Annotated in this window: 16 protein-coding genes; 14 read left to right on the forward strand and 2 right to left on the reverse strand. The window is 36.2% G+C overall.

The genetic code is table 11. From position 1 onward, the window contains the following. Positions 1 to 23 precede the first annotated feature (23 nt). The 6 genes from HNP38_RS13295 to HNP38_RS13320 all read left to right on the forward strand — a co-directional run bounded on the left by HNP38_RS13295 (position 24) and on the right by HNP38_RS13320 (position 6,676). The gene (locus HNP38_RS13295) at positions 24 to 2,402 is read left to right on the forward strand and encodes a M1 family aminopeptidase (protein ID WP_184190328.1); all 2,379 of its coding nucleotides are present in this window, start codon (positions 24 to 26) and stop codon (positions 2,400 to 2,402) included. 158 nt (positions 2,403 to 2,560) lie between these two features. Beyond that, entirely contained in the window at positions 2,561 to 2,839 is a 279-nt protein-coding gene (groES, locus tag HNP38_RS13300; RefSeq protein WP_039369684.1) for a co-chaperone GroES, read from the forward strand. A 168-nt stretch (positions 2,840 to 3,007) separates the two neighbouring features. After that, positions 3,008 to 3,232 (forward strand): four helix bundle protein, encoded by a 225-nt coding sequence (locus HNP38_RS13305; RefSeq protein WP_410493773.1) that lies wholly within the window; start codon positions 3,008 to 3,010, stop codon positions 3,230 to 3,232. 55 nt (positions 3,233 to 3,287) lie between these two features. Beyond that, positions 3,288 to 4,913, forward strand: coding sequence for a chaperonin GroEL (groL, locus tag HNP38_RS13310; protein ID WP_184190330.1), 1,626 nt, complete (start codon positions 3,288 to 3,290; stop codon positions 4,911 to 4,913). An 84-nt stretch (positions 4,914 to 4,997) separates the two neighbouring features. Continuing rightward, on the forward strand, positions 4,998 to 5,612 hold the full coding sequence (locus tag HNP38_RS13315; protein ID WP_184190332.1) for a hypothetical protein: 615 nt from the start codon (positions 4,998 to 5,000) through the stop codon (positions 5,610 to 5,612). A gap of 362 nt (positions 5,613 to 5,974) precedes the next feature. Further along, positions 5,975 to 6,676 (forward strand): tetratricopeptide repeat protein, encoded by a 702-nt coding sequence (locus HNP38_RS13320; protein ID WP_184190334.1) that lies wholly within the window; start codon positions 5,975 to 5,977, stop codon positions 6,674 to 6,676. Positions 6,677 to 7,162: 486 nt separating this feature from the next. Here the strand turns inward: HNP38_RS13320 and HNP38_RS13325 are convergent, their stop codons facing one another. Continuing rightward, positions 7,163 to 7,879 carry a S24 family peptidase gene (locus HNP38_RS13325; protein ID WP_184190336.1) on the reverse strand — a complete coding sequence of 239 codons (717 nt, stop codon included), beginning with the start codon at positions 7,877 to 7,879 and terminating at the stop codon, positions 7,163 to 7,165. An 80-nt stretch (positions 7,880 to 7,959) separates the two neighbouring features. On the opposite strand from HNP38_RS13325, the gene HNP38_RS13330 reads away from it, so the two are divergent. The 7 genes from HNP38_RS13330 to HNP38_RS13360 are packed head-to-tail and all read left to right on the forward strand — an operon-like array spanning position 7,960 to position 12,988. Further along, positions 7,960 to 8,154: a hypothetical protein gene (locus HNP38_RS13330; RefSeq protein ID WP_184190338.1), complete on the forward strand. Its 195-nt coding sequence runs from the start codon at positions 7,960 to 7,962 to the stop codon at positions 8,152 to 8,154. Positions 8,155 to 8,189: 35 nt separating this feature from the next. Further along, on the forward strand, positions 8,190 to 10,241 hold the full coding sequence (locus HNP38_RS13335) for a hypothetical protein (protein WP_184190340.1): 2,052 nt from the start codon (positions 8,190 to 8,192) through the stop codon (positions 10,239 to 10,241). A gap of 16 nt (positions 10,242 to 10,257) precedes the next feature. Next, positions 10,258 to 11,181, forward strand: a complete 924-nt coding sequence (locus HNP38_RS13340; RefSeq protein WP_184190342.1) for a hypothetical protein — start codon at positions 10,258 to 10,260, stop codon at positions 11,179 to 11,181. A 35-nt stretch (positions 11,182 to 11,216) separates the two neighbouring features. Beyond that, positions 11,217 to 11,792, forward strand: a complete 576-nt coding sequence (locus HNP38_RS13345) for a hypothetical protein (protein WP_228461068.1) — start codon at positions 11,217 to 11,219, stop codon at positions 11,790 to 11,792. Between the two features lie 17 nt (positions 11,793 to 11,809). After that, complete coding sequence (locus HNP38_RS13350; protein ID WP_184190346.1) at positions 11,810 to 12,109, forward strand: hypothetical protein; 300 nt, start codon at positions 11,810 to 11,812, stop codon at positions 12,107 to 12,109. Between the two features lie 3 nt (positions 12,110 to 12,112). After that, entirely contained in the window at positions 12,113 to 12,310 is a 198-nt protein-coding gene (locus HNP38_RS13355) for a hypothetical protein (RefSeq protein ID WP_184190348.1), read from the forward strand. Positions 12,311 to 12,328: 18 nt separating this feature from the next. After that, positions 12,329 to 12,988: a DUF3164 family protein gene (locus HNP38_RS13360; protein WP_184190350.1), complete on the forward strand. Its 660-nt coding sequence runs from the start codon at positions 12,329 to 12,331 to the stop codon at positions 12,986 to 12,988. Between the two features lie 166 nt (positions 12,989 to 13,154). Here HNP38_RS13360 and HNP38_RS13365 read toward each other — a convergent pair whose 3' ends face one another. After that, a complete protein-coding gene (locus HNP38_RS13365; RefSeq protein ID WP_184190352.1) occupies positions 13,155 to 13,511 on the reverse strand; it encodes a hypothetical protein in 357 nt (118 codons plus the stop codon). A gap of 97 nt (positions 13,512 to 13,608) precedes the next feature. On the opposite strand from HNP38_RS13365, the gene HNP38_RS13370 reads away from it, so the two are divergent. Continuing rightward, positions 13,609 to 13,830, forward strand: coding sequence for a hypothetical protein (locus tag HNP38_RS13370; protein ID WP_184190354.1), 222 nt, complete (start codon positions 13,609 to 13,611; stop codon positions 13,828 to 13,830). Positions 13,831 to 13,996: the final 166 nt, after the last annotated feature.

Below are 13,996 nucleotides of genomic sequence, written 5' to 3' on the forward strand. Positions count from 1 at the left end.
AAAATTCTTAAATAATTTCTGGTATGAAACTAAAGGCATCATTGTTTTCTGCATTGATATGTACAGGATTGACAGCTCAAAATATCCAACACAATCCCGGGAGCAATCATGGGAATAAATTTGAGCAGTTAGGCAGCGTCCTTCCCACTCCTAATATCTACAGAACCGCTTCCGGAGCCCCTGGGCACGGATATTGGCAGAACAGGGCCGATTACGAAATTTCAGCCTACCTTGATGAAGACAAAAGAAGCCTGAAAGGTTCCGAAACAGTTACCTACCACAACAATTCCCCAGATGACCTGGATTACATATGGCTTCAACTGGATGAAAACCAGCAATCCAGTATAAAAAATGCGGATTATGATTTCTCCGGCACCCTCACCAAAGTTGCCAACGATCAGAAATTAAGAACAACCGACCTGCCTACAAAAGATAACGGATACGGAGTCAATCTGGAAAAGGTAACCGATGCATCTGGAAACCCTTTAAAATATGTAGTCAATAAAACGATGATGCGTATCGATTTACCGAAAGCATTGAAAAAAGGGGAAAAATTAGTTTTTAAGATCGACTGGAATTACAATATCCCTAACAGGATCGCAAAAGGAGGCCGCGGCGGTTATGAAAATTTCCCGGAAGACGGAAACGACCTGTATACCATAACCCAGTGGTATCCAAGGATGTGCGTTTACAGTGATTTTCAGGGATGGCAGAACCATCAGTTTACCGGAAGAGGTGAGTTTGCCCTGGTTTTCGGGAATTTTAAAGTTTCTATGAACGTTCCTGCCGATCATATTGTAGGGGGAACGGGAGAATGTAAAAATTACGAGCAGGTATTATCATCTGACCAGCTATCCAGATACAGGAAATCCCAAAATGCCGATGAACCAATAGAAATCGTGACACTGGATGAGGCTAAAAAAGCAGAAAAAAGCCATTCCAAACAAAGAAAAACATGGGTATTTGAAGCCAATGATGTAAGAGATTTTGCATGGACCTCTTCAAGGAAATTCATCTGGGACGGAATGAAGGTTTTAATCCCGGAAAACAACAATAAAGTAATGGCAATGAGCTTTTACCCGAAAGAAGCTTACGGATTATACAGAAAATTCTCTACCAAAGCCGTAGCACATACCATTAAAACCTATTCAGAATTTACTATCCCTTACCCCTACCCTGTTGCCCAGTCGGTAGAAGCTGCCAACGGAATGGAATATCCGATGATCTGTTTCAATTTCGGAAGAACGGAAAAAGACGGAACCTATTCTGAAGGAACTAAAAACGGGATGATCGGGGTAATCATACATGAAGTAGGGCACAACTTCTTCCCGATGATCATCAATTCTGACGAAAGGCAGTGGAGCTGGATGGATGAAGGCCTCAATACTTTTGTAGAATATCTTACGGAGGAAAAGTGGGATAATAAATTCCCTTCAAAACGAGGCCCGGCATGGACGATCGTGGATTATATGAAACTACCTAAGGATCAACTGGAACCTATCATGACCAATTCAGAAAATATCACCCACTTTGGACCGAATGCGTATGCAAAACCAGCAACCGGACTTAATATTCTTCGGGAGACCATTATGGGCCGGGAGCTTTTTGACCAGGCCTTCAAAACGTATTCAAAAAGATGGGCATTTAAGCATCCTGAGCCTGCGGACTTCTTCAGAACAATGGAAGACGCAAGCGGTGAAGACCTGGACTGGTTCTGGAGGGGATGGTTTTATGGCACAGACCCTGTGGATATCGCCATTGCCAAAGTTACCATTGCCACTCCCGACCTGGAAGCCATCCCTAAAGCCGAAGAGGTAAAGTACACGGTTGACAAGCCTATACAAAACGGATTTACAGATATTTCAAAGATCAGGAATAAAGAAGACAAAAACATTACCTTCTATGTAGACAAGGATAAGGATCTCCAGGATTTCTATTACCGCTATGACAGAGGCCAGGAAAAAGTGGATACCGGTAAGGAATATTCATTCAAGGTGGATAATATGACGACCCTTGATCCGAAAGATAAGGAGAAGTTCAGGAATATAGCCGCCTATCAGATCGATTTTGTGAATAAGGGCGGACTGGTAATGCCAATTATTCTTGAGTTCACATTTGAAGACGGATCAAAACTATATGACAAGTCTTCTGCCCAGATCTGGCGACATGATGAGCAGAAGGTTTCGAAGACCTATTATTTTGATAAGAAGCTAAAATCTGTCCAGCTCGATCCTATGAGAGAAACTGCCGATATTGACACCTCAAATAACTTCTGGAGTAATAACGGAACTGCCACTGAAATGTCAAAGTTTGAGGTATTCAAGCAGAAACAGCAGGGGACCGTAAGAGGAGGAAGCAGCGGAAAAGTAAATCCAATGCAGGCCGCAGAAAAGAAAAATTAATAGTACCTACCCTATTTAAAGTTTACTCTTCCGGTAAACTTTTTTTCTGCCAAAATTTCACACTCGAAAATAAAATTCTGCCAAAAATTTCCTTTCATGCCCTTGGCATACATTTAGAGAACTTCAAGGCAGATAATAATTAAAAAAACAGATATATTATGTCAGTAAACTTTAAACCATTAGCAGACAGGGTTTTAGTAGAACCAATCGCTGCAGAAACTAAAACAGCTTCAGGTATTATTATTCCGGACACTGCCAAAGAAAAACCACAGGAAGGTACGGTAGTAGCAGTAGGTCCCGGTAAAAAAGATGAGCCTACCACTGTGAAAGTAGGTGACAAAGTTCTTTACGGAAAATATTCAGGTTCCGAGTTAAAATTAGAAGGGAAAGATTACTTAATTGTAAAAGAGGGAGACCTTTTAGGAATTATTGGGTAAAAAGCAGTAGGCTTTAGGCTATAAGCAATAGGCATGAGAGACTATAAAAGATATGACATTTGGAAAATTGCCCATGAGTTAGTTAAAGAAATTTATATTATTTCTTAAAACTTTCCAAAATCAGAACTTTTTGGTTTAACATCTCAAATAAGAAGAGCATCAGTCTCTATTCCAACAAATATTGCTGAAGGTTGTGGAAGATCCACTGATAAAGAATTTGCAAGATTTTTAGAAATAAGTATCGGTTCAACTAACGAAACAGAATATTTACTTCTTCTCTCCTGCGATTTGGGTTTCACATCCGAAGATAAATTATCAAGCCTTAATCCTAAACTGAATTTAATCAGACAAAAACTTATACAACTTAGAAAAAAATTATTAAATAATAATTAACAGCTTCAAGGCAAAAGCTTACTGCTTACTGCCTAAAGCTTAAAGCTTTAACATTATGGCAAAAGAAATAAAATTCGATATCGAATCAAGAGACGCTTTAAAAAGAGGGGTTGATGCATTGGCAAATGCAGTAAAAGTAACTTTAGGACCTAAAGGGAGAAATGTAGTGATCGAAAAATCTTTCGGGGCACCTCACGTTACTAAAGATGGTGTTTCTGTAGCAAAAGAGATCGAACTTGAAGACAAGGTAGAAAATATGGGAGCTCAGATGGTAAAAGAAGTAGCTTCCAAAACCAATGATATTGCAGGAGACGGTACTACTACCGCTACTGTACTGGCACAGGCAATCGTAAGAGAAGGCCTTAAGAACGTAGCAGCAGGTGCCAACCCAATGGATCTGAAAAGAGGGATCGACAAAGCGGTAACTGCAGTTGTTGAAAATCTGAAATCTCAATCTCAAACTGTTGGAGACTCTACGGAAATGGTGAAGCAGGTTGCTTCCGTTTCTGCAAACAATGACGAAACTATCGGTGCTTTGATCGCCGAAGCTTTTGGAAAAGTAGGAAAAGAAGGGGTGATCACGGTAGAAGAAGCTAAAGGTATCGATACTACAGTAGACGTTGTAGAAGGTATGCAGTTTGACAGAGGATATCAGTCACCTTATTTTGTGACCAATCCTGAGAAAATGTTAGCTGAGCTTGAAAATCCATACATCCTTTTGGTAGAGAAAAAAATTTCTTCCATGAAAGAATTGCTTCCTGTTCTTGAACCGATCGCACAGGGAGGTAAGTCATTATTGATCATCTCTGAAGAAGTGGAAGGTGAAGCTTTGGCCACTTTGGTGGTAAATAAACTAAGAGGTTCTCTTAAAATTGCTGCGGTAAAAGCTCCGGGATTTGGAGACAGAAGAAAAGCTATGTTGGAAGATATTGCGATCTTAACTGGCGGACAGGTTATCTCCGAAGAGCAGGGCTTCACTATGGAGAATATCTCTTTAGATATGCTTGGAACGGCTGAGAAAGTATCTATCGATAAAGACAACACTACAATCGTAAACGGTGGTGGTGAAGAAAGCAAGATCAAAGGAAGAGTAAACCAGATCAAAGCTCAGATGGAAACTTCTACATCTGATTATGATAAAGAAAAATTACAGGAAAGATTGGCTAAGTTAGCTGGTGGAGTTGCCGTTCTTTATGTAGGTGCAGCTTCCGAAGTTGAAATGAAGGAGAAAAAAGACAGAGTGGATGATGCATTACATGCAACCAGAGCTGCTGTTGAAGAAGGTATTGTTGCTGGTGGTGGTGTTGCTTTGGTAAGAGCTATTTCTGCTTTAGAAAATCTTACAGGGATTAATCCTGATGAAACTACAGGGATCAAGATCGTTAAAAGAGCTATCGAAGAGCCATTAAGACAAATCGTTGCTAATGCAGGTGGTGAAGGTTCCGTAATTGTAGCTAAAGTAGCGGAAGGAAACGGAGATTTCGGATACAATGCTAAAACTGATGAGTATGTACACATGCTTGAAGCAGGTATCATCGACCCAACTAAAGTAACAAGAGTTGCCCTTGAAAACGCTGCTTCTGTTTCAGGAATGCTTTTAACCACTGAATGTGTAATCACTGAAGTGAAAAAAGACGAACCAGCTATGCCAATGGGCGGTGGAATGCCGGGAATGATGTAACAGCGTGTCGCTGAGATAATTTAATATACTAACCGTTCTATTTTATTTATAGGGCGGTTTTCTTATATTCGCAAAAAAACATTCATGAAAAACTTGTTAACCTTAATTCTTATTACAATTTCATATATTTTGATCTCTGGTCAAAATAGAAATACCATAAATTGTAAAATCACATATTTGCCAACTATAAGATATGAGAATAAATCAACTAAAATATCTAAGCAACAAGCAAAGAAAATAGATAGCTTAATTAATCTTAAATCTTATAAAATTGATCTTAGTGATAATGATTTAAAAATGATGAAAGAACTTTATGATAAAAAAGATTTTCAAGGAAATAAAATTTACAAAATTTCTGAATCAACATTTTTAACATTACTCAAACAGAAAGAAATTATTATAGATTTTAACACAATAAATTCAATTTCAGAAAAAAGCATTACAGATTTACTAAGCTCAATTATTGATGGTTCTCCTTTCGTTATAATAATAACTACTCAAAACCATCAATTAACTTATGAAGACAATTTTTCTGGAATGCCTAGCTTAAAAGAATTAAATAAATATCTAATTTCTTATTCTATTTATAATGATGTAACTTTTTGTAAAAATGATAATAAACTTGTAAGAAATTATTTTGGAAAGGAAGGTTTTATAAAAAATATAATGTATTTTTTAGAGAAAACAGAATCATATTAGCTTTGCTTTCGAAAAACAATATATCATGATGTTAACTAATAAAAAACAAATTAGCTATGCCAATTTGTGATGGAATGCCGGGAATGATGTAACAGCGTGTCGCTGAGACAATTTAATATACTAACCGTTCTATTTTTTTTGGAGCAGTTTTTTGTTTAAATTATGGTTTCCCGTAAGGAAATAGTATATTTATTATTATATATTTAATGATTAACAAATAGATAGCTAAAACAAAAACAACATTAGTACAATGTATATATTGTGGCGCAATGCATAGGCGGTCATTCTATTGACAACCGTACTAATACAAGAGGGAGACTGAAAACTGAATAGAGTAAGTAATAAAACATAACCAAAACAGAATGGGAATATTTGACTTTTTTAAATCAGATGAGAACAAAAAACCTTCCATTGATTTAACAGACTTTAAATTTTTATCCGACGACCACACAAGAATTGAAAATGGTCGACCAACAAACGCTAATAATAAAGGTGCTTGGAGAGGAATTAGAGTTAAAACGTCTGACAATGCGACTTTTTTCATTACCATGTACAATATGAATGAAAATCACCCAGTTTGGGGTGACAATATTCAAATGGCAGAAAAAAAAATGAAAGTTGTTGAAGAAAATAATGATAAAACTGTTCTTCGTGGTTTTGGTACAGATGCAATGGGTGTGTCTTTCGCTGATTATGGTTTGACACTTCATAAATCAAACATTAATGTGATTAAAGTTACATTACATATGCACGATAGAAATATTGACATTGTATATGAAAAAGCAGAAAACAAAACCCAATCATCGAAATTAGATAACTACTCAAAGAGTGATAGTTTTGAGAATTTTATCGAACGATTTCGTACAATGGCAATGCCAGAGAAAATGCAAATTGCTATTCAAACCGATTTGATAAATAATCAAGGTGCAGCTGCTTATGAAAATGGAAATATAGAATTAGCAATAGAAAAATTTCAACAAGCATTGAAAATAATGCCTATAAACGATGACGCACTAATAAATCTATGTAGATGTACTCCCCTTAAAACGAAAAAGCGAAATTGATTAACAGACATGAAAGGCTGAAAACACCCATTAATAAAAGGTTTGAAAGCGTATCCAAGCCTCGAAATGAAAAAAAACGAAATGCCGAAAAATTACCATTTGCTACCATTTTACTACTATTCTTAATCAAAAAATTACTATTATCGAGTCCCTATTGGGGCTTTTTTATTTCACTAAGATACAAAATTACTATTCCATCTAAAAACTTTGCTATAAGGCATTTCTGAGTATTGAAATAAAATTTTAAGGTTATTTTGGACTGAGAAAATACTGGATTTTCTGTATTTCTACAATTACAGGAAAAAATACTGTTTTTTGAGTTGGGGTTACAGTTGGGGTTACAGTTGGGGTTACAAAACTTGATTTTTTAAATCTGATTGGAGTATATATAGGGGCTAAAAAACATCAAAAAAAGCCCCTTTTTGAATTATTCAAGGGGGTATAGGGACATCGGGTTTTTAAGTCGACCTGCTGATAATCAGAAAATTAAGACATTGTATTATACCGAACACTTGCTTTTATTAATGCAATGGCAGAGACATCACTTACTTTAAAGTCTTTGGGTTGATGGTGGTGATTCTGACTAACCAATTTAATATAGTCGTCTCCCAGATCTGATTTCTGTATATATTTTACCGTGACATACTCTTTAAATTGACCAGAGAGAATTATACTTAATAAATACATTTCACCATAAAAGATATCAGAAACATTAATTTCTTTATATAAAATGAGATCCCCTGATTTTAAAAGCGGATACATACTGTCCCCGGTCATAGGGACGGCTCCGTCACACTTGGGAAGATTGGGAATCTTAATGGTTTGTAAAGTCTTTTGTGGAGCACCACTGTCAAAAAGCTCTCTTAAACCTGCCACAGCAGTAAAATCATAAAGCGGTACTTCCTGAGTGTCAATAACGGCATCTTTAGTCTTCCTGTTGATATTCATGGGAGTTATGACCAAATCCTGTTTTAACATTTCTCCTTTTCCACCAATAACCCATTTATACTCAAAAACATCAGAATATTCTGAATTTTCAAGCTTATGAAAGAAGTCAAAACTTGGCTTTGCCTTGCCGTTCAATATATCATAGATGGTCTGCGGTCTATTATAGTCTAATTTTTTTGCAAACTCGGCGGCATTAAGCCCCAAATAATCAAGCATTTTCTGTAAACGTGAAGAAATATTTGTATTTTCTTGCATTTTTATTTTTAATTTAAGAAATTTCTGTATATATTTGTCAGGACATTTGAACAAATGTATAACAAAAAATTGATTTTATCATGGAAAATACAGAAAAAGAAAAAATTAATTATGGCGACTATCAGCTGCTTGGAGAATTATTATGTGTTTCTTCAGATGCTGCCCGCAAGAGATACAAACGAAATGAAAAGAAGGCTGTAAGAGCTATGTACCTGATACAAGAAAACCGGAAACGCTTCATTCAGAATTACAGAAAAAGCTTACCGATAGATTAGAGAATAGATTTATAAACAAGTTAAAAAAAGAAATTATGCCACGAAATTGGGGAAATATATTAGTAGTTACAAAAGACGAACTGATACCAAGATATTATAATAGTCTAAGTGCGCTTAAAGTTGAAATCCACAGATACAAAAATTTGCCTTATGGAATCAAAAAAGTTCAGAAAGGAGGAAACGGCAGACAGATGTATATTGACTTTGACAGCCTTTCAAAAGGTGTACAGGACAGTATGGGTGATCCCCGCAAAATGAAGCATCCTTTGCTTTCATTCTTTGAATTTGATGCCGCGGCAGTACGTTATTATACCGATTTTAGATTTGATGATGGAACACCGTTAAAAGAAAGTTTCAAAGAGGAATATATAACCAACGCAAGCGTACTCATTGCAGCCGAAAAATTAAGACAGGCACGCCTTACCGAATGGAAAAAGTTAAATAAAACTTCCGGACGTGGGTTGATGCCATCCATAGTAACTGACATCACCACATTTAACGAGTTCCTGCCGAAAGTACATAACGCTACCCACACCCTGCCTTCTTCTCAACGAGGCTTTGACCGGGTTTGGAAACCTTTCTTTCAATCTTTTGATATAGGACTGAATTTTGAAAGCCTGATTTCCGGTAAACTGAAAAATCAGAACCGAAAATTAATGACAGACGAAATGATGGATCTGCTCAATGATATGTTTGCCGGACAGGATTATAAACCTTCACGTACAGAAGTTGCAGACCAATATCAGGCTTTTTTAAACGGTCAATTGGACATTATCAACAAAGATACCGCCGAAGAGTACGACCGCACCAATCCAAATTTCAGGGAAATGTCCGACAATTCCATTATTGCATGGCTTGGTAAATGGGAGAACAAAATCGGAACCTTTGCCAAACGTTCCGGTGACCGTCAGAAATTGATGCAGGAGTTCACGCCGTCACACAAGCTGACCAAAATTAAAGAAGCGGGAACACTCATCTCCATTGATGACAGACAACCGCCATTTATATATAATGAAAACCGAAAGCGTGCTTGGTTCTATATGGGGATTGATTTAGGTTCCGAAGCTTGGACTTGTTGGGTTTGGGGAAAAGATAAAAAAGGGATCATTATTGATTTTTACCGCCAAATGGTCAGAAACTACTCAGAATGGGGCTTTAATCTTCCATTAGGGTTGGAATGCGAAAGTTCACTTAACAGTGGATTTAAGGATACTTTCTTACGGAACGGGGCGATGTTTGACCGTGTGAACATTTATAAAAATCGTGCAAGGTCAAAAGCTGTTGAACGAAAATTTGAGGAATTAAGATACAGACACGAAAAAAGCCGTTTAGGGTGGATGGCAAGACCGCACGCCCTGAAAGAAGAAAATCAGAAAAGCGGAGAAAAAGAAGTCATTATCCCTTTTGACACCATTGTAGACCAATCGCTCAGCGATATTGAAACGTGGAATAATATGCCTCACTCAGTTCATACCGATAAAACCAGATGGGAAGTATTTTGTGAAATGCAGAACAAAAACACACAACCAACTAATTGGGCAGCAATACTCCCTCACCTCGGTAAAATTGAAACCTCAAGCTGTAATGCTGGAATTATCAAATTCAGAAATACCACCTTTTTGTTAGGACTCGATGGCGAAATTGCTTTGGATGATAATTTAATAAGGCTTCTGAAGTATGTCAATGGTAAAGAGTTTACGATTTATTGGCTTGACGGAAACGACGGAAACGTATTAAAAGCCATGATCTATTATGATGACATCATGCTTTGTGATCTCATTCCACAGCCGGAATATTCAAAGTCAATCCATGAAAGAGATGAACAGGGTGAAATCAACCGCAGGTTAATGAATGCTTACGAAAATACGGTTAACAAGTTCATGGCTCAGCGCAAACGCGAAATTGATCAGGTTTTAATTATTGACCACCGTAAAAAAACACTCAATAACAAATTTCAGATTGCAGGTCGTAACAAATACACTCCTGCCAATAATACACCGGAGGAAGTTTTTACAGATGCTGACGAAAATATTTACAATCACAATACAAATAAATCAACTGGAAGAAGCTGGGCTTCTAATTTCTAATAAAATTAAAATAGATATGATAACACTAGAACAAAAACAAAACATTTGTAATGCTGTACTTAACGGCAGGGGAAAATTTAACGGGACTGACATCGCCTATGCTAAATCCATAGGAATTGATAAAACAGTTTATAGTCAAATAAAAGACGGAGCAATTGAAAATATATTGTCCTTCGGGCAGTGGCTTAATATCGGTTCAAAATTTCAAACCGCAAAGAACAATTATGAAATGAAATTAGTCAGAACCGAGGTGTACACAGTTTTGGAAGATAATTTCAATTTTTGTCAGGCAACCAGAACCTCGATGATGTTGGCTGATGATTGCGGAATTGGGAAAACAAGATGCTCGATGGATATTGTTTCCAAAATGAAAAATGCGTTTTATGTGGACTGCTCTCAATCACATACTAAAGTACGCTTCGTAAAACAACTGGCAGCTACTTTAGGCTGTGATACTACCGGAAAATACTACGACATCTTGGAAACGGTTAAATATGCCTTAAATATGATTGAAAACCCGTTTATCTGTGTGGACGAATTCGGTGACCTTGAATACAACGCCTATTTGGAATTAAAAGGGATTATGAACGCTACGAAACATAATTGTACTTGGTATGCAATAGGGGCTGACGGATTAAAGGCAAAAATCACGAAAGGAATTAATAACCACAAGGTAGGTTTTGCCGAAATATTTAGACGTTTATCCGATGATTTTGTAACAATTGTTCCAAAAAATCCCGAGGAAAGAAAAGAATTTTATGTAAAACTTTTCGGGGACGTGGCTTATGTTAACCTTAAAGATAAAAATCAAGTTAACGAAGTGGTTAAAAAATGTATGGTCAAAGTAGCAAATCCATTTGAAGGCAAACAGAGAGGACAACAGGACGGACGTATCAAATCATTAACATATTTAGAAACACTTATCAAAGTCAGGGAATAATGAAGGCGCTATCAGTAAAACAAGCGTTTTCCATTGTGTTTAAACTGTTTGAATTTACTGGACTTTGGCTTCAAGCTTTTGGAAAACCGGAAACAACCGGTTTCTGGTACTTGGGTGGAGGAGAAAAGAACGGAAAATCAACTTTCGCCATGATGCTGGCTAAATACCTTACCACATTTGGAAAAGTACTTTATATATCCGCAGAGGAAGGATTATCAAAGGACATTATTGCCGCCATGAAATTTGCGGGATTATCAGACAAAGACAAAAAATTTCACATTATAGATTACGAGCCGTGGACAGAACTTCAGGCTCGTTTTAGCTCCCGAAAATGTGCTAAAATTATTTTTATAGATAATTCAACAATATACAGGGACGAGATCACAAGGAAGATGGTATCAGAATTAAAACAGAACCATCCCAATAAATTAATAATAATGGTTTGCCATGAAGTAAAAGGACTGCCGGACAATGCACTGGCAACAACATGGAGAAAGCTCGCTAAAATCATTATTCAGGCTGAAGGACTAAAAGCCATTATTTCTGGCAGATGCCCCGGAGGTACATTAATGATCAATGAAGAAAAAGCGAATCTTTATTGGGGAACATAACTAAAAATAGAAATACAATGAACAACGATATATTATTAAAAATTTTACAACTGGACAGCCTCGTCCGGTTTTTAGACTGGAGCGAACGGATCAGGATCCATTTGTACAGAGGAGAGAAATTTAACTCTACGACATTACGAATTCAGGCAGCGTATGAATGGATAATCAAAGAAAATTGGAATCCTCCAACTATGATGTACGGTGTAGACCGATTTCAATATTTCCACGATCCGGAATTAGACCTATGGGTAGAAACTGAAAATTATTTAAACTATTTCCCGGAATATATACAGGAATTAAACAAACTTAAATTTTAAAACATGGAAGCTACAGAATTATTAGATGAGATTTTAAAAAACTATACGATGGCAACCACCGTCTCGCAACAAATACAGGCTCATCAAACCAATATAGAGCTTTTAAACGCCGAATCAAAGAAAACCTATGATAAGGGATACAAAGACGGAAAACGGGACGGGAAAAAGGAAAAAATCGACTTCCTTACACAAAAGAACTAATCATTAAAATAACATATTATGAATATCGACGAACTTTTAAAAAAACCGACTATTGATTTGTCGGAAAAAGAAATGGAAACCGTCTTGAAGTACAAAAGAAAAACAGAAGCTGACAGACTGGAAAGAGAAAGACTCGCTTATGAAACCGAACGCGACACCGATATGGGCGAATTGATAGCGTTGGCTATGGAAATTGAAAATAAATCCAATCTACTGAAGCAGCTTACTCACGACAAAATGGAAAAACATCAGGAGAAATTAAACGAGTATGGAAAAATCCGCAGTAATTCTAAAGGAGGATTTTCTCTAATGCACAGTAATAAAACAATTAGAATTAAACGCCGCAGGGATACGCAGCCCACCTGGGACGAAAGAAGCACAAAAGCATTGGAACTGATCCACGCCTTTCTGTATGATACTGTAAAAAAGAGGGACAAAGATTTATTTGAAATGTTGATCGGGTTCTTAGTAAAAAATAAAAAAGGGGATTTGGATTATGCCAGTGTAATGAATTTACTGAGCCATGAAACCCGTTTTGATGATGCAAGATGGAAAGAAGGTTTAAGGCTCCTAAAACAGAGCTACAGTAATTTTTTGAAAGGTTACCAATATGATTTTGAAAAACAAAACACTGAGGGCAAATTTGAACGTATAGAACTCAATTTTTCGGCTCTATAGTCTGACTTACATTTTTAACGTTTATAATGATCGGGAATACTCCGAATATGCCAAAAATAGAATACCATAAACAAATACAATAATAATGGTTGATTTAAAATAAAATCCCTTATTAGTTTGAACTAATAAGGGAATATTTTTTTATATTTTCTTACTGAGGGCTTCTTTACTTTAGTTTAATTATTACGTCGTGTGTAAACATTTTGGGGTTCCAGTTATTTCTTCTGCAAACAAATTCATATAAATCGTATGCGTGCTGCATATTATTAATTCCTGCTAATTCATACGTTTCTTGTTTTGCCTGATTGTAATAAACCGCGGTTTTCGTTTTAGTTTCTAAATTGATTATTTTAATATTGTTTGAGGTAATATATTTACTTGCCAAAGCTAGATTAGCAAAGTCTTTTCTCATATTCTCTCCTTCAATTTTAACCCCTCCGTCTGAATAAACCCTATAATTCAAAATTTCACCGTCTTTTGTTTCTAATATTCCTTCTTTGATTTGGCTATTTAAAGTTTTCATAGTTGAGATTATTTAATGTTTCGTTGAAGTAAATATAAAACATTTGTTTTATACAAAGCAAGCAATTTGTATAAAATTTTTATATTATATTTGTAAGATGAAATTAAAAGAATTTTTGGAGAGAAATCCCATTATAAACTCGGCACAGTTAGCAAAGGAAATGTGGTCGGATAATAAATCAGCACCATCAAAATTAACTAATAAGCTTAACGAAAATATTGTAGGTAACGGTAAACAAAGAATAACAGAGAAAGATATGGAAATGGCTGAAGTGGTTTTAAAAAAGCTTGCCGATGATATTTATAAAAGTTTTCAATAAAAATGAGGCTGTCTCAAAAGTACCCCCTCTCTCGGACTCCTTCTGACAAATTTTGTCGTTTAGGAGATTCTCAGAGCATTAGTTTACCTTTTGAGACAGCCTCTTGTTATTTATTTTTCTCTTTACGGAAGCTTTTATTAATAATTGGAGCCATAAGAATAACCAC

Source organism: Chryseobacterium defluvii, assembly GCF_014204415.1.
Taxonomy (GTDB): domain Bacteria; phylum Bacteroidota; class Bacteroidia; order Flavobacteriales; family Weeksellaceae; genus Chryseobacterium; species Chryseobacterium defluvii_A.